This is a genomic window from Candidatus Poriferisodalis sp. (genome assembly GCF_965237655.1).
In the GTDB taxonomy this organism is placed as follows: Bacteria; Actinomycetota; Acidimicrobiia; order Acidimicrobiales; family Poriferisodalaceae; genus Poriferisodalis.
Window position 1 is genome coordinate 2,337,817 of sequence record NZ_CBDEGB010000002.1, and the last position, 16,693, is coordinate 2,354,509.

The 16,693-nt window shown below is 66.5% G+C and carries 12 protein-coding genes; 7 read left to right on the forward strand and 5 right to left on the reverse strand.

What is annotated here, in order from left to right:
* Positions 1-336: 336 nt before the first annotated feature.
* Complete coding sequence (locus ACPXYO_RS19005) at positions 337-540, reverse strand: hypothetical protein (RefSeq protein ID WP_423918582.1); 204 nt, start codon at positions 538-540, stop codon at positions 337-339.
* Positions 541-738: 198 nt separating this feature from the next.
* Here ACPXYO_RS19005 and ACPXYO_RS19010 point away from each other — a divergent pair, with 198 nt between their 5' ends.
* Positions 739-1,251, forward strand: a complete 513-nt coding sequence (locus ACPXYO_RS19010; RefSeq protein ID WP_423918751.1) for a WhiB family transcriptional regulator — start codon at positions 739-741, stop codon at positions 1,249-1,251.
* Between the two features lie 8 nt (positions 1,252-1,259).
* On the opposite strand, the gene ACPXYO_RS19015 is transcribed toward ACPXYO_RS19010, so the two are convergent.
* Positions 1,260-1,817, reverse strand: coding sequence for an IS110 family transposase (locus tag ACPXYO_RS19015; RefSeq protein WP_423918585.1), 558 nt, complete (start codon positions 1,815-1,817; stop codon positions 1,260-1,262).
* Between the two features lie 198 nt (positions 1,818-2,015).
* Positions 2,016-2,309 (reverse strand): integrase core domain-containing protein, encoded by a 294-nt coding sequence (locus tag ACPXYO_RS19020; protein ID WP_423918588.1) that lies wholly within the window; start codon positions 2,307-2,309, stop codon positions 2,016-2,018.
* On the opposite strand from ACPXYO_RS19020, the gene ACPXYO_RS19025 reads away from it, so the two are divergent.
* On the forward strand, positions 2,308-2,697 hold the full coding sequence (locus tag ACPXYO_RS19025; protein WP_423918590.1) for a hypothetical protein: 390 nt from the start codon (positions 2,308-2,310) through the stop codon (positions 2,695-2,697). The two genes, ACPXYO_RS19020 and ACPXYO_RS19025, sit on opposite strands and share 2 nt — an antisense overlap.
* Positions 2,698-2,939: 242 nt before the next feature.
* Here ACPXYO_RS19025 and ACPXYO_RS19030 read toward each other — a convergent pair whose 3' ends face one another.
* Positions 2,940-3,254, reverse strand: coding sequence for a helix-turn-helix domain-containing protein (locus ACPXYO_RS19030; protein WP_423918593.1), 315 nt, complete (start codon positions 3,252-3,254; stop codon positions 2,940-2,942).
* A gap of 254 nt (positions 3,255-3,508) precedes the next feature.
* Between ACPXYO_RS19030 and ACPXYO_RS19035 the strand changes: the two genes are divergently transcribed.
* From ACPXYO_RS19035 to ACPXYO_RS19045, 3 genes are all read left to right on the forward strand, one after another.
* On the forward strand, positions 3,509-11,455 hold the full coding sequence (locus ACPXYO_RS19035; protein ID WP_423918595.1) for a cadherin-like beta sandwich domain-containing protein: 7,947 nt from the start codon (positions 3,509-3,511) through the stop codon (positions 11,453-11,455).
* A 207-nt stretch (positions 11,456-11,662) separates the two neighbouring features.
* Positions 11,663-12,523, forward strand: coding sequence for an IS5 family transposase (locus ACPXYO_RS19040; protein ID WP_423923770.1), 861 nt, complete (start codon positions 11,663-11,665; stop codon positions 12,521-12,523).
* A gap of 122 nt (positions 12,524-12,645) precedes the next feature.
* Positions 12,646-13,203: an IS110 family transposase gene (locus tag ACPXYO_RS19045; protein ID WP_423918585.1), complete on the forward strand. Its 558-nt coding sequence runs from the start codon at positions 12,646-12,648 to the stop codon at positions 13,201-13,203.
* A gap of 8 nt (positions 13,204-13,211) precedes the next feature.
* Here ACPXYO_RS19045 and ACPXYO_RS19050 read toward each other — a convergent pair whose 3' ends face one another.
* Positions 13,212-13,742 carry a WhiB family transcriptional regulator gene (locus tag ACPXYO_RS19050; protein WP_423923772.1) on the reverse strand — a complete coding sequence of 177 codons (531 nt, stop codon included), beginning with the start codon at positions 13,740-13,742 and terminating at the stop codon, positions 13,212-13,214.
* Positions 13,743-13,922: 180 nt separating this feature from the next.
* On the opposite strand from ACPXYO_RS19050, the gene ACPXYO_RS19055 reads away from it, so the two are divergent.
* Together ACPXYO_RS19055 and ACPXYO_RS19060 are read left to right on the forward strand one after the other, a co-directional pair.
* The gene (locus ACPXYO_RS19055; protein ID WP_423918582.1) at positions 13,923-14,126 is read left to right on the forward strand and encodes a hypothetical protein; all 204 of its coding nucleotides are present in this window, start codon (positions 13,923-13,925) and stop codon (positions 14,124-14,126) included.
* Positions 14,127-14,749: 623 nt separating this feature from the next.
* Entirely contained in the window at positions 14,750-16,633 is a 1,884-nt protein-coding gene (locus ACPXYO_RS19060; RefSeq protein WP_423918579.1) for a polysaccharide deacetylase family protein, read from the forward strand.
* Positions 16,634-16,693 lie beyond the last annotated feature (60 nt).

Sequence of the window (16,693 nt, forward strand, 5' to 3'; positions counted from 1 at the left end):
TTCGCTGCTTGCACGTCAACCTCTGGACAGGCTCCCTCGACCCCGCCCTTCGGTACGATCGGTGCGAGGCGCCTCAGTACGGCCGCCGCTTCCCAGCTGACGGCATCCGTCGCATCAGCGTGACGACATGTCCTGCTGTCCGGATGCTCATCGAGCCGATGTGGCGACGAACCCTGCTCTCGCGGTGTTCGATGGTGTATGCCCGACCCCAGTCAGCCGGACGGACCGCCAACTTCACGACGCGGCGCCGGATGCGATCGCCGGCAGCGGCGAGGCGTCCGAGTCGTGGCGACGGCGTTGGTGTGCCGCCATCCGGGCGAGCCAGTCGTCGGGCAATCAGCGCTCCTCGACGATCTCAGTGGCCATCTCATCGGCTCTTGGCTGAGTCCGCGGTCCGGCATCAGCGCCTCGACGACGGCGCCCGTCGGTGCTGGGCGACACGATGCGCCCAGAGGAAGGCACCGGTCGCCCTGCGCGGCCGCAGCGCACAACCGCAATGCGAAGCGCTGGCATCGCACCCGTTTCGGACCGATCGCTCATGCGTAAACGGCATGACATCTGCGTCGATTCCAATAGGAACGTGTGATGTGTTGTCACTAGATTGCGCAAGCGCAAGGTGGGCACAGGGATTGGTGATGTCGCGATTGACGTGTCCCTGCTCCTGGCCATACGCGCGCCGATCCGTCGCACCGGCTCTCATCGCGAGCTTGAGCGCCGACGATGACGCCGCCAGTCCACATGGCAGTCTTCGAGCCGTTGCCGGACGCAGTCGTGCAACTCGCGGCATGCCGTGGTGCACCTCCCGAATGGTGGTTCCCCGAGTCGACCCGAGCCGAGACCCGACACGCTTTGGAGATATGCAGCTCCTGTGCGGTACGAGACGACTGTCGGGCATGGGCAGCGCGGCAGCCCCGTTCGCTGCTGCACGGCATCTGGGGAGGCGCTGTGCACGGCCGAACTCCCGATCCCGATCCCAATCCGGAGCATTGCCGCAACTGCCGGGCACGTATCGACGACCGGGTGCCTCAGGCGAGGTACTGCTCGTCGTGCCTGCCCGAACATCGTCGAGCCCGGATGCGCTCAAGTGATCGCAGACGCAGAGGCCGCCCCCAACAGCGGTGCTGCGTCGACTGCGCGCGCAGCATTGAGCACCGAGATCCACGCGCGCTGCGCTGCGAATCGTGTGCACGCGACAACCGACGCATGAAGAACAGGCTGTACATGAGACGAAAAAGCCGTGAGCAGCACTGAAGCGCGCCTCATGCGGCGACGCGAACCACCTTGCATTTGACAGAGGCGGCGGGTGTCCCCGAGCCCGGTGCAGGAGCGGGTGCGGCTGCGGGCGATCTGGGCTCGGGCGCCTTGGTTGTCGCGCAGCCATCTGGCAGCACGGTCCAGAGCTGGGGGCTGCCCAGGCGGCCCAGGCCATGGTGGTAGCCGGGCCGCAGCTGTTCGAGATCGGCGTGAAGCTGGTTGATCTGCCGGGTGCGGTCAGCGACGAGTTCTCGCCGATAGCGCACCAAACGGCGCAGCTCCTCGATGGCTCCATCGGGCCGCGGCGGGGGCAGGCAGTGCTCGCGAAGACCGACCCGGGCGATCGCCAGCGCGTCGCCGGGATCGGTCTTGGAGCCAGTGCGCTGACGACGCCGAGCTGCCGCTGTCATGTGCGGGGGCACCTCGACGACCTCGCTGCCTGCGTCGGCCAGGACCCCAGCAGCGGACCGACGACACCGGCCGCTGTGCGCACCGGAACCGCCCGCAGCAGCGCCCGAAGGCTCCGAGTCAGGTCCCGTCCCGATTCGGGCGAAGCGACCCACACGGGGCGCATGATTCTCGACGCCGGTGATGCCGTTGCGGTCGAGGTCGGTCGCGACGAGGCCTGGTCGGGGCCTCGGCCCGCGGTCCTTGGCTTGCTCGCGTCAAGACTGCGCTTAGAGGGTCAGTGGATAGGTGGGGGTGGGGGTTGCCATCGGTTGCGGTGGTTGATGAGTTTTGTCCCGTGTCAAGTTTGTTGCTCAGGTTTCGGGGGTTTCGGTTTGAGTGTCGGGGGTTTGCTGGTGTGCGTCGAGGGGGCGGGCCCAGTCGAGGCTCTCGTGGGGTCGGATTCGGTTGTATTCGTCGATGAAGTCGGCGGCGTGGTCGGCGAGGCCGATGCCGTCTGCGATGTCGTGGCGGTAGAGCCGTTCGTATTTCAATGCTTCGAACCAGCGTTCGATCACTCCGTTTGTGTGCGGCGACCGGTGCCTGGTTCTTACGTGCGAGAAGTGGGAGCGGTCGGCGAACCAGCGGGCGACGGCCGCTGATTTCATGGCCGGGCCGTTGTCGGTCACGATCACGATCGGGGTCGATCTCGCCGGTGTCGTCGTCGGTGCAGTCCTCGACGAGCCGGTGCCCCAGCAGTTCGCTGGCGCGGGTCTCGGCAGCGTCGAACGCGGCGCACAGGTCCCCGGCGGTCTGGGTTGCGCTCACCGGGCACGCCAACACGAGCTTGGTGACGTAGTCGACCACGCCGCCGAGCTGCCAGGTGCCCTCGGTTCCAGTCTCGAACTCCGAGAAATCGGCCTGCCATACCCGGTTCGGTCTCGACGGGACGTCAGCGAAGACAGCTCTGCGGGCCTTGGCCAGCTGGCGACGCTCGGCCTGGTAGCGGACCGGCTGCAGCAGCCCCCGGCGGGCCATTGCCCGTCTGACCGATGATTGGGACCCGAACTCCCAGCCGGCATGGCGGCCCATCGCCCATATCTTGCGATGCCCCCAAGCCGGCCACTCCGCGGCCAGCTTCGCGACCGCCGGCTCGATCCGGTCCACGACCGGCGCCGGCCACGGCCCCTTGGGCGGGTCACCGGCGCGATGCTTGGCCAACCGGTGCTGATAGGTCCGCCGGGGCACGCCGATGAGAGCCGCGAACCTCGTGATGGGCATGCCCGCGCCAGTGCGGATCATCTCGAGGTCCTCGACGGGGGGAGATACTCCGCCCCTTTCCTCCACACCCGCAACTCCACATGGGCTTCGCCCAAAGCGGCCTTGAGCTCCTCGTTCTCCGCTTCGAGCTCGACCTCGCGAGACGTCCGGCGCTTGCGGCCCTGAGCCAGGCCCTCCCGCCCGGAGTCCAGCAATGCCCGCTTCCAGTTGTGCACCGACTGCTCACTGACTCCGGCCTTGCGGCCAGCCTCAGCCGCGGACAGCTCGCCCCGCAGCACACTCATCACCACCTGGAGCTTCTGCTCCGGGGACCTGTTCGACGGTCTGGTCATCTGTTTCTCCTTGTCCGGAAATCAAACCCGAACCTGAGCAACAAACGATGACACGGGACAAATGTGATAGAATAGTAAGGCCAATGTGACGAAACAGTGACTTCTATATGTGCTCGGTAAGCCTGCTGTCGCGTTGGTGCGAAGGACCGCCGGCTTTTTCTGGTTCTGTTGTTCGTCCGAAGTCGAATGCCGCTCCAAGGCGCCGCGGAAGGCCGGGTTCGGCCACATCTCCGGTCGGCAACAGCAACTGAGCGGTGTCGAACGTCTTCCGGTTCCGTCCAGCGCTGGTCGGCGTTCTGCTGGCCGCCCTCTGCTTGCTCACGGTCGACCACATGGCGGTCGCTCAGACCAGCACCGCTGAGGACTCCGAATGGGACGACCCCGGCGATTCCTCCATCACCCGCTACGAGGTGCTGCGGCGCAACCTGGCTGTCCACGCCCCCGGCCAGTTCGTGACGATCGACTCGAACACCGGCTCGCACGAAACCAGCGAGCAGTCGAACTACGTCCGGGCCGACACGCCTGCGGCTCCCAGCGTCGCGCAGACCGAGGCGGGGAACGGCGTCAGGCAGGTTCTCCCCGATGCCGAATCGACCGATGCCAACCTGAGCGCTCTGAGCGTGGGCGGCGAGAGCGTGGCGGGGTTCGACGCCGAGACCACGTCCTACCAGTTCGGCGTGGCCAACACGGTGTCGCAGGTGACGGTTGCGGGCGTCGCCGCCAACGCCGACGCCACGGTGGCCTACAGCGGGACCGACGCCGACGGGGCCGACGGACACCAGGTGGATCTGAGCGTGGGCCGCAACGACGTGACCGTGACCGTCACCGCCAGTGACGGCGTCAGCACCAGGGACTACACCGTCAGCGTCAACCGAGGGTCGGACGCCCCCTTCGGCTGGAAGGCCGAGGACGACTTCGACACCCTGGAGGCAGCCGAGAACGTCGCAGCCAGGGGCATCTGGTCCGACGGCACGACCATGTGGGTGGGGGACGATGAGAACCGGAAGGAAAAGCTCTTCGCCTACACGCTGGCCACCAAGCAGCGGAATCCCGACGAGGACTTCAACACCCATATCTATCCCGGCAACACCAGCATCAGGGGCATCTGGTCCGACGGCGCGACCATGTGGGTGGTGGACTACAACAGCGATAAGGCCTTCGCCTACGTGCGGCCCGACGTCCCGGATGACGTGAATATGAATGTGGAGCGGGACCAAGACAACGACTTCCTCGCCATCCGTCTCCCGATGCAACGTGGGCCCTATTGGGTCTATGGCCTCTGGTCCGACGGCAGGACCATATGGATCTCGGACCCCGTGTTTGACGGGATCTACGCCTACAACCTGGTCGACCGGCAGCGGGACCCCGACAAGGACATCGACCCCGCGCTGGGGGACGGGAACGCTCGGTCCGGTGACCTCTGGTCCGACGGCACGACCATGTGGGTGTCGGACCGTACAAAGCTCTTCGCCTATGCGTTGGACACTGGGCAGCGGGACTCGGTCAGGGACTTCGTCGCCCTGGCGGTCGAGAACACCTCCCCCGCGGGCATCTGGTCCAACGGCACGACCATGTGGGTGTCGGACCGTTTTGCCGGGAAGATCCACGCCTACAACATGCCCGGCAATCCCGACCTGAGCGCGCTCAGCCTCAGCGCCGGGACCTTGACCCCCACGTTGACCCCCAACTTCCACCGGGTGACTAAATCCTATGCGGCGTCGGTGGAGCATTCGGTGTCCACGATCACGGTGACCGCCACAGCGGTCGATGCGGGCAACGCCACGGTCGAGTTCCTGGACGCCGCCGACATGCCCCTGGTCGACGCCGATATCGTGAACGACGGGCAGCAGGTGAACCTCGTCGTGGGCGACAATACGATCAAGGTCAAGGTGACGGCCGATGACGGCGTCGTGACCCGGACCTCCACGATGATCGTGACCCGCGAACCGCTCAGCACCGACCTGAGCGCTCTGAGCGTGGACGGCAAGAGCGTGGCGGGGTTCGACGCCGATACCACGTCCTACCAGTTCGGCGTGGCCAACACGGTGACACAGGTGACCGTTGCAGGCGTCGCCCTCGACGTCGGCGCCGCAGTTACCTACAGCGGTACGGATGCCAACGGGGCCGACGGACACCAGGTGGATCTGAGCGTAGGCCGCAACGTCGTGACCGTGACCGTCGCCGACAGGGACGGCGGCAACACCAGGGACTACACCGTCAGCATCAACCGGGGCTCGGACGCTCCCTTCGGCTGGAAGGCCGAGGACGACTTCGACACGCTGAAGGCGGCCGGGAACATCGATCCCAGTGGCATCTGGTCCAACGGCACGATCATATGGGTGGTGGACGACGAGGAGAACAAGCTCTACGCCTATGCGCTGGCCACCGGGCAGCACAACGCCGGCAGGGACTTCGATGCCCTGGAGGCGGCCGACAATACAAACCCCAGGGGCATCTGGTCTAACGGTACGACCATGTGGGTGTCGGACCGGTCGGACGAAGAGATCTACGCCTACGCACTGGCCACCGGGCGACGGGATGCCGACAAGGATATCGACAGCCTGGTCTCCGCCGGGAACACCGCCCCCGTGAGCATCTGGTCCGACCGCACGACCATGTGGGTGGCTGATCCAGAGGACGACGAGATCTACGCCTACACGCTGGCCAGCGGGGAGGAGGTGGCCGGCAGGAAGCTCGACACCCTGAATGCTGCCAACAATAGAAGCCCTAGGGGTATCTGGTCCGACCGCACGACCATGTGGGTGGCGGACGAGGAGGATGACAAGCTCTACGCCTACGAACTGGCCACCGGGCAGCGGGACGCCGTCAGAGACTTCGACGACCTGGCGGCGGCCGGAAACAACGACCCCCGTGGCATCTGGTCCAACGGCACCACCATGTGGGTGGTGGACTGGCGCAAAGCCAAGCTTTACGCCTACAACATGCCCGGCAACCCTGACCTGAGCGCGCTCAGCATCAGCGCCGGGACATCGACCCCCACCTGGTCCCCCAGCTTCCAACGGTTGACGACCGCCTATGCGGTGTCGGTGGCGAATTCAGCTTCCACGATCACGGTGACCGCCACGGCGGTCGATGCGGCCAACGCCACGGTCGAGTTCCTGGACGACGCCGACATGCCCCTGCTCGACGCCGACAGCGTGACCGACGGGCAGCAGGTGAACCTCGTCGTGGGCGACAAGACGATCAAGGTCAAAGTGACCGCCGGGGATGGCGTCGTGACCCGGATCTACACGCTGACAGTGACACGTGAGGCGCCGGCGCCAGTCAGTTTCGGATCGTCGTCGTACAGCGTCGGCGAGGGCGAGTCGGTGACGGTGACGGTCAGCCTGGACCAGGCGCTTTCGGGTCAAGTCGTGGTCCCGCTGAACGTGACGGACGGCAGCGGCATCAGCGGCAGCGACTACTCGGGCGTGCCAGCGAGCGTGACGTTCGCAGCCGGCGCGATGTCGGCGACGTTCAGCTTCAGCGCCGGAGATGACGATCTCGTGGAGGCTGACGAGGATGTAACGGTGGCATTCGGCACGCTGCCCGAGGCGGTGATCGAGGGCAGCCCGGCAACGACCACGGTGACGATCACCAACGACGACGTACCGAACTGGGCACTGTCGGCGACTCGGGCGTCGATTACGGAAGCGGCCGTGTCATCGTCAACGGTGTCTGTCAGCAGCGGCGGCGTGACGTTCAGTAGTGAGAAGACGATCAACCTCGGCTTCGCGGGCACAGCGACCAAGGGCACGGACTACACGGTGGCCGACGAGACGCTGACCCTCGCCGCCGGTCGGAGTTCGGTGTCGACGACGGTCAGCGCGCTGGACGACAGCGAGTTAGATGTTGGCGAGACCATCCTGGTCACGGCGACGCTGGGCGGCTCGACGATCGGCACGCAACAGCTCATCACCGTCGTTGACGACGAGCAGGCGGCGACAAGCATCGTGCTCGAGGTGTCGCCATCGGCGGTGGGCGAAGGCGCAGGCGCGGCGACACTGACGGTCGAGGGGACGCTGGACGGCGCGGGACTGACCACCGACACGGTGGTGTCGCTCACGCTGGCGGCAGGCACGGCGACGGAGGGCGACGACTACACGGTCGGATCGGCGACGGCGACGCTCACGATCGCGGCGAGGGCGGTGTCAGGGACGGCCAGCTTCAGGCTGACGCCGGTCGACGACCGGATCGACGACGACGACGAGACCGTGACGATCGCGGCATCGTCGACCTCGACGCTGCCGCTGTCGCCCGCATCGCTGACCGTAACGATCACCGACAACGACGAGCCCAACAACGTACCGGTGTTCGATCCGGCGACGCTCACGCGCCTCCTGGAGGAGAACAGCGGAGCCGGCGTCGCCGTCGGCGCGGCGGTGACCGCGACCGACGCAGACGATGACACGCTGTCGTATTCGCTGGAAGGCACTGACGCCGGGTCGTTTCGGATCGACTCCGCCAGCGGGCAGATCAGCACGGCGCCGGGCGTCACCTACGACCACGAGGCCAGCGGGAACAGCTATGTGCTGACGGTGACCGCCGACGACTCCCGCGGCGGCGAGGCAAGCGCGACGGTCACAATCGAGATCACCGATGTGGACGAGCCGCCGCCCCCGCCTGCCGCGCCGTCGGTGTCGCCGACGCGCGGCGAGACGGACAGCCTGGATGTGTCGTGGATCGCTCCCAGCATGACCGGCCGGCCGGATTTCAGCGGCTACAAGGTGCGCTACAGCAAGGGCAGCCGATGGGCTGACTGGCCGCACACGGGCACTGGCATCGTGGCGACGATCGACGGCCTCGACCCCGACACCAGCTACGACGTGCAGGTGCGCGCCATCAACGATGAGGGCGAGAGCGGCTGGTCCCCGCCGGGCGACGGCTCGACCTTCGCGATAGATGACCCGTGTTTGGAAGTAGGGCCGACGCCGACGGTGGTCGCGGTGACTTCGGTGCCGATCGTGGTCCCGTCGACGACCGATGTCTATTTCGTGCTCTACGTGACGCACCGGCGGGACGGCGCTGAGGTGTGGACGCCGGTCGCGGTGACGTGGGGGAAGACCGGCACGACCACGCTCGGCGAGAACGTGGAAGCCCTGCCCTACACGCGTTACCGGGTGGAGCAGTACGACATCACCGACCCGGCCGACATCGACGGCGACTGTGACGACGACCTGTCCGAGCTCGCGGCCCTGGGCAGAATGAACCCGCTGAACGCGGCGCCCGCGATCTTACGGAATGACGGAGCGGTGGCGATTCCCGATGGCGACACATTCGAGGAGCTCTCCTACACCGAGCCGGGCTCCGACTACGAATATGTGAAGTTCGCGCTGCTCGACATGGACACCGACCACCCGCTGCTCTACTTCATCAACTCGACGACCCACCTGCGGCATCCGGTCGTCTTGTTCCTGGACGCGATCGGCCACACGAATCCGGACCTGCCCTGGGCCATCCTCGGTGAGATCGTCTACGACCCCGACCTGGTCGCGGCCGACGGCACGCAAGGCGTCTACTACTTCTGGTTGAATCGCTACGACGGCCGGTACACGTTCGACCTCTTGGACCGTGCCCATACGATGCTCACCGCCGCGATGCCGCTGCTGGGTGACAACATGCCGATGTATATCCCAAACCACCGGCTGCCGGGCTACCAGGCCGGCCTGGAAACGCTCAGGGCATCGCGCATCCCGCTCCTCTTCAACGAAGACGTCTTCCCCGACACGGACTTCCTGGCCCTCAACTCCGAGGTCGGCTTCGGCCTGCTGCGTGTGATGGACCCGGGCGAGCGTCCCAGTCCGCTCAACATCGTGATCTACGAGTCGCTGCCCAACGAGCTGCCGCGGGTCGGCGGGATCATCACCACGGTGCCGCAAACGCCGCTCTCCCATGTCAACCTGCGCGCGGTGCAAGACAGCGTGCCCAACGCGTACATCAAGGACGCGCTCGGGAAGGATGCGATCGACGCGTTGATCGACAGCTACGTGCGCTACGAGGTGACAGCGGACGGCTACGAGCTGCGGGCGGCGACGCTGGCAGAGGTGAATGCGCACCACGCCGCGTCCCGGCCCGCCCGCGCGCAGGTCCCCGAACGCGACCTCTCGGTCACCGAGATCACCCCGCTCAGCGACATCGGCTTCGACGACTGGCGCGCGTTCGGGGTCAAGGCGGCCAATGTGGCCGTGCTGGGGACGCTGGGCTTTACCGCGGGCACGGTGCCCGAGGGGTTCGCCATCCCGTTCTACTTCTACGACGAGTTCATGAAGAATGCCGTCCTGGCCGCGGAGAAGGTGTTCGGTAAAGGCCAGGGCGCCGAGGAGGACCGATTCACGCTGCCTGCCGGCACGAAGCTGATTGCCGCCGTCGAGGCGATCCTGATTCATCCCAGATTCCAGGCGGACTTCGAGATCCAGGATGAGATGCTGGATGACCTCCGGGAGGTGATCGAAGAAGCCGAGAGTCCGCAATGGATGATCGACGCGCTGACCGCCATGCACGCCGAGGTCCTCCCGGCGGGGCGATCGCTGCGCTACCGCTCCAGCACCAACAATGAGGATCTGCCGGGCTTCAGCGGCGCAGGGCTGTACGACTCCAACACACAGAAGCAGAGCGAGACCGAGAATGAGGGCATCGACAAATCCATGAAGCAGGTCTTCGCCGGCCTCTGGAACTACCGCGCGTTTATCGAGCGTGAGTTTCATCGAATCGACCATCTGGCCACCGCGATGGGTGTGCTGGTGCACCCCAACTACTCCGACGAACTGGCCAACGGCGTCGCTGCAAGCTTCGACCCGATCAGCGGCCTGAACAGCTACTACTACCTCAACTCGCAGCTCGGCGAGGACCTGGTGACGAACCCCGACGCGAGCTCGGAGCCGGAGGAGATCCTCTTGCACAAGAGCGGCGACTTCTACGAGATCCTGGCGACCTCGAACCAGGTAGAGCCGGGCACCCTGCTGATGAGCGACGCGCAGATGAAACAGCTCGCAGAGCACCTCACCGCGATCCACGAGAAATTCGAGGAACTGTACGACCCCGGATCCAACCAACCGTTCGCCATCGAGATCGAGTTCAAGATCACCGTCGCCAACATCCTGGCGATCAAGCAGGCGCGGCCGTGGGTCTTCGCGGCGCCCAACCAGGGCCGCCAACGCGCCACCACGATCGGCACCGGCGGCCCTGGCGGCAGCAGCGGAAGCGGTGGTGGTGGTGGTGGTGGTGGTGATCTTGATGTGGGTGTTGCGGTGTTCATGGTCGCGAATGGGTGGAGCCCGCCCGATGTGGGTGTGGCGTCGGTGCTCGCTGCGCGCACCGACGGTGCGGTGGTGGTGTACACCGCGGGGGACGAGTTGTCGGCTGAGACTGCGCTGCTGCTGCGCGAGGCGTCGCCTGCTGAGGTGGTGATCGTGGGCGGCATTGCTGCGGTGTCACGTGACGTCCGCAGCCAGATCCGCGTGGCGTCGCCCGATTCGGGCATTTCGCGGGTCACCGGCGCGGACCGTGCCGACACCGCCGCGGGCACCGCGCGCCGGATTCTGGGGCCACCTGCGGCGGCCGGCCGGGTCACCCTGATCGTGGCGAATGGATGGTCGCCGCCCGACATCGGTGCTGCGGCGGCGCTGGCTGCGCGCAGCGGACGCTCCGCAGTGCTCTATGTTCGGCGTGACGGCCTGCCCGATGTCTCCGCGTCAGCGCTGCGCGACTACGACGTGGCGCGCGTCGTCCTCATCGGGGGCCCCGCAGCGATCAGCGAGCAAGTGCACGATGCGATCGCTGCAGCAGCCGGCGATGCGAGCATCTCGCGGCTGACCGGCACGGACCGTGTCGACACTGCCGCGCAGGCCGCACGACGCGTGCTGGGCAACCCCGCGTCCGCACCCGAGGGCATCACCTTGGTCATCGCCAACGGCTGGTCCCCGCCCGACATCGGCGTCGCGGCAGCACTCGCTGCGGCCACCGACAACTCCGCGGTCGCATACACCGCCCCAAGCGGTCTGTCGACAGCCACGGCAATGCTCATCAGCCAATACCGGCCCAGCCAGGTCATCATCATCGGCGGCAGCGCAGCAGTCGCCAACAGCGTGCGGGCAGCCATCACCCAGGCAGCACCTCCCAGCGCCGACGTGCGGCGCGTCACCGGCAGCACCCGCACCGACACCGCAGCCCGCGCCGCACGACGCATCCTTGCCGATCCCTGATCTGTCCACCCAGGCGCGCGCTTAGCCCTCATCCACCGATGCGAGACCGTCGCACAACAGCCAATCGCGCTCACCGCTCGACAAGAGAGCGTCTGACAGGCCCTAGAGGCCGCGTGGATAGGCGACCATCCACCAGTCGTCGTGTTGGTCCGGCTGTGATGCCGGGTGCGATTACAACCGACGACATGGTGGAGGTGCTTGGTCATCATGCGCGCTTTGAGCAAGGCGGTGGTGGATGTCATCTGGGCGGCGGCCGAGCCGTTGTTGCCCAGGACACCTGACCGGCATCGGTTGGGCTGCCACCGGCGTCGCGTGTGCGACCGGCTGTGCCTGCGCGGCATCGTCATCCGGCTCGTGACGGGCTGCTCATGGGAGACCGCGGAGATGATCCTCGACGAAGCGGTGTCGGACACCACGCTGCGCACGCGCCGCGACGAATGGGCCGCCGCGGGCGTGTTCGGCAGCCTCGCCGACGAAGCGATCGCCGCGTATGACCGCATCATGGGCCTGCGGCTGGGCGATGTGTGCGTGGAGGGCTCGATCCACAAGGCTCCCTGCGGCGGCCCCGGAACCGGCAAAAGCCCCGTCGACAGGAGCAAGACAGGCTGGAAATGGTCACTGGCCACCGATGCCGCGGGCACTCCCGTCGCGTGGGCCGCCGACGGCGCGAACCGCCACGACACCATCTTGTTCGAGCCCACCGTCGCCGAGATCGCTCGCCGGGGACTGCACCACGACATCGACACCGTGCACCTCGACCGCGGCTACCTCGGCGCCCGCGTCGACCGAGCCGCCGACAAGCTGGGCATCACCGACATCGCCCGGCCAACCAAACACCGCACCGCCGACAACGACGGACCCAAACCAGCGAACGCACCGCTGGGACTGCGCTGGACCGTCGAGCGCACCAACTCATGGCTGTCCAACTTCGGACAGCTACGACGCAACACCGACCGCCGCCCCGAGCACCGCACCGCCCAGCTCGCACTCGCCGTCGCCCTGCTCATCACCGCCAAACTCATCAACCACCGCAACCGATGGCAACCCCCACCCCCACCTATCCACTGACCCTCTAAGCGCAGTCTTGACGCGAGCAAGCCAAGGACCGCGGGCCGAGGCCCCGACCAGGCCTCGTCGCGACCGACCTCGACCGCAACGGCATCACCGGCGTCGAGAATCATGCGCCCCGTGTGGGTCGCTTCGCCCGAATCGGGACGGGACCTGACTCGGAGCCTTCGGGCGCTGCTGCGGGCGGTTCCGGTGCGCACAGCGGCCGGTGTCGTCGGTCCGCTGCTGGGGTCCTGGCCGACGCAGGCAGCGAGGTCGTCGAGGTGCCCCCGCACATGACAGCGGCAGCTCGGCGTCGTCAGCGCACTGGCTCCAAGACCGATCCCGGCGACGCGCTGGCGATCGCCCGGGTCGGTCTTCGCGAGCACTGCCTGCCCCCGCCGCGGCCCGATGGAGCCATCGAGGAGCTGCGCCGTTTGGTGCGCTATCGGCGAGAACTCGTCGCTGACCGCACCCGGCAGATCAACCAGCTTCACGCCGATCTCGAACAGCTGCGGCCCGGCTACCACCATGGCCTGGGCCGCCTGGGCAGCCCCCAGCTCTGGACCGTGCTGCCAGATGGCTGCGCGACAACCAAGGCGCCCGAGCCCAGATCGCCCGCAGCCGCACCCGCTCCTGCACCGGGCTCGGGGACACCCGCCGCCTCTGTCAAATGCAAGGTGGTTCGCGTCGCCGCATGAGGCGCGCTTCAGTGCTGCTCACGGCTTTTTCGTCTCATGTACAGCCTGTTCTTCATGCGTCGGTTGTCGCGTGCACACGATTCGCAGCGCAGCGCGCGTGGATCTCGGTGCTCAATGCTGCGCGCGCAGTCGACGCAGCACCGCTGTTGGGGGCGGCCTCTGCGTCTGCGATCACTTGAGCGCATCCGGGCTCGACGATGTTCGGGCAGGCACGACGAGCAGTACCTCGCCTGAGGCACCCGGTCGTCGATACGTGCCCGGCAGTTGCGGCAATGCTCCGGATTGGGATCGGGATCGGGAGTTCGGCCGTGCACAGCGCCTCCCCAGATGCCGTGCAGCAGCGAACGGGGCTGCCGCGCTGCCCATGCCCGACAGTCGTCTCGTACCGCACAGGAGCTGCATATCTCCAAAGCGTGTCGGGTCTCGGCTCGGGTCGACTCGGGGAACCACCATTCGGGAGGTGCACCACGGCATGCCGCGAGTTGCACGACTGCGTCCGGCAACGGCTCGAAGACTGCCATGTGGACTGGCGGCGTCATCGTCGGCGCTCAAGCTCGCGATGAGAGCCGGTGCGACGGATCGGCGCGCGTATGGCCAGGAGCAGGGACACGTCAATCGCGACATCACCAATCCCTGTGCCCACCTTGCGCTTGCGCAATCTAGTGACAACACATCACACGTTCCTATTGGAATCGACGCAGATGTCATGCCGTTTACGCATGAGCGATCGGTCCGAAACGGGTGCGATGCCAGCGCTTCGCATTGCGGTTGTGCGCTGCGGCCGCGCAGGGCGACCGGTGCCTTCCTCTGGGCGCATCGTGTCGCCCAGCACCGACGGGCGCCGTCGTCGAGGCGCTGATGCCGGACCGCGGACTCAGCCAAGAGCCGATGAGATGGCCACTGAGATCGTCGAGGAGCGCTGATTGCCCGACGACTGGCTCGCCCGGATGGCGGCACACCAACGCCGTCGCCACGACTCGGACGCCTCGCCGCTGCCGGCGATCGCATCCGGCGCCGCGTCGTGAAGTTGGCGGTCCGTCCGGCTGACTGGGGTCGGGCATACACCATCGAACACCGCGAGAGCAGGGTTCGTCGCCACATCGGCTCGATGAGCATCCGGACAGCAGGACATGTCGTCACGCTGATGCGACGGATGCCGTCAGCTGGGAAGCGGCGGCCGTACTGAGGCGCCTCGCACCGATCGTACCGAAGGGCGGGGTCGAGGGAGCCTGTCCAGAGGTTGACGTGCAAGCAGCGAACGTGGAGCGAGGTGAGCTGTTTGAGGCCGGTGGTGTCGACGTTGACATAGCGCGGCCGCGGCGACTCGCCGAACTCGTTGACTGCCGCCAGGGTCACCGAGTCATGAGATGCCGAAGTCGCCTCGAGCCCCGACGTCGCCCGCCGAATCCAATCCACCACCGCTGTGTCATAGCCTGCCCCTGAAACACTTCCGAACAGGCACGCTGATCATGCAAATTGCTCGACAGACTGATGTGTTCCCGATTGGTACACCGTTGGGTTCGTGCGAGGTGCTTCAATCACCGGGATGAAGACCAGTGGGCGCACTGTGGGGTGGATGACCGGGCTGGGAGCAATCTTGTCGGTGGCCCTGTTGGCGGCGTTGGCGACGATGCCGGCAGCAGCCCAGTCAGCGGCACCGGAGCGTCCTTCGGGGCTGGTGGCGACTTCGGTCACCCATGACTCGGCCGCAATCAGCTGGAACGATCCCGGCGACAGCACGATCACCGGCTACCGGATCCTGCGCCGTGACCGCGACGTCGACGCGCCGGGGGTGTTCGCCACGCTTGTGGAGGACACCGGCACTTCGGCGGTGTCCCATGTCGACGATTCGGTGGAACCGGAGCGGCGCTACGTCTACCGGGTCGTCGCCCTGGGCGCGGGCGGCGAGTCGCCCCGGTCGAGCTACGTCAATGTCGACACTCCCTCAGAGCCCACGGAGCCCGAGCGCGAAGAGCCCGCTGGGCCTGAAGTGTCCGAGCCCGACGATTCCGAGTCCATCGTTTATGTTGCGTCTTTCGAGCTTGATGGGGTCGATGGAGGTCGCCTGGGCGACCGGCCCCAAGCCGTCGAGGTTCATCGTCCGATGCAGGTGCCTGCGGCGCCGACCTACCTGCGGGCCAAGGCGCTCAACGACGGCACGGTGTTTCTGACCTGGGATGCACCCGACGACGACAGCGTCACCGGCTACCTGGTCGGGTGGCGTCGGCACCAGCCGGGCGAGCGGTTCAGCGTGACGGTGGAGACCGTGGTCGAGACTCAAAGCACGGAAACCGCCTTCTCTCACACCGCAGGGGTGCACGACGTGCTGCACGCCTACTGGGTCAAGGCGGTCAACGCCGCTGGTGCAAGCGGGCGGTCGAACTACGACAACGCGACGCCTTTTGTCGGCCAGTTCTGGGAGGTCGGATTCCACCTGCCCATCGTCCATCTCACCTTCGACGACGGTCCGAGCCCGACGATTACCCCTCAGATCTTGGATCTGCTCGCCGAATACGGCGCTCGGGCGACGTTCTTCGTGAACGGAACACGCGCAGCACTCCATCCGGAGCTGATCGCGAGGATCACCTCGGAAGGACACAGCGTCGGCAATCACGCTTGGCAGCACGAACGGCTGACCGAGCTCTCGCGCGAGGACTTCAACAGCACGCTCACCCGCGCCCAGGATCTGCTCGGCGAGCGCGGCGTGCCGTGTATGCGCCCTCCCTACGGCGACATAGACAGCCGCACGAGCGCATGGGCATCGTCGCTGGGGCTAAGGGTCGTCACATGGTCGTTGAACAGCGGAGATTCCGCAGGCGCCAAAGCTGACACCATGATCTCGAGGCTGACCGACAATGTGTCGTATTTCGACGTTGTGCTGATGCACGACACCGGACAAGAGACAGTCGAGGCTGTCAGAGAGCTGCTGAAGCGCTGGGCCCAACTGGGCTTCGAATTCAAACCAGTCTGCGAACCGCCGGCCACAGCAGCCGTTCCCCTCAACACAGTCACGACCGAATCGCCGACCGTGCCGGTTGCTGAGGACGACCTTGGTCCCGGTGTCCCAGAGGCCCCCCAGAACCTGACCCCCGAGGGCGTCGCACCCCTGGTGGCTGAATTCGAGGATCTTCCCGCAAGCCACACCGGATCAGATCCGTTCACTGTGCGTCTCGCGTTCAGCGAACCCATCGCCAACGGCTACATACAAGTTCGGGATCGCTCAGTGGAAGTCACCGGAGGCTTGGTGCTCACCGCATCCCGAGTCGAACGACGCAAGGACCTGTGGGAGATCACCATCTTGCCCCGCACCACCGACCACGTCACCATCGTCGTGGCAGCCGCCACGGATTGCGCCACATGGGCACACATCTGCACCGACGCCGGAAAAAAGCTCTCCTACCGGCTTCAGCTCACCGTCCCCGGACCCTAGATTCTCACCGGAGCCACCCACGGTGACGGCTCGTCGGACTCCGCGGCGCAATGCCGCCGC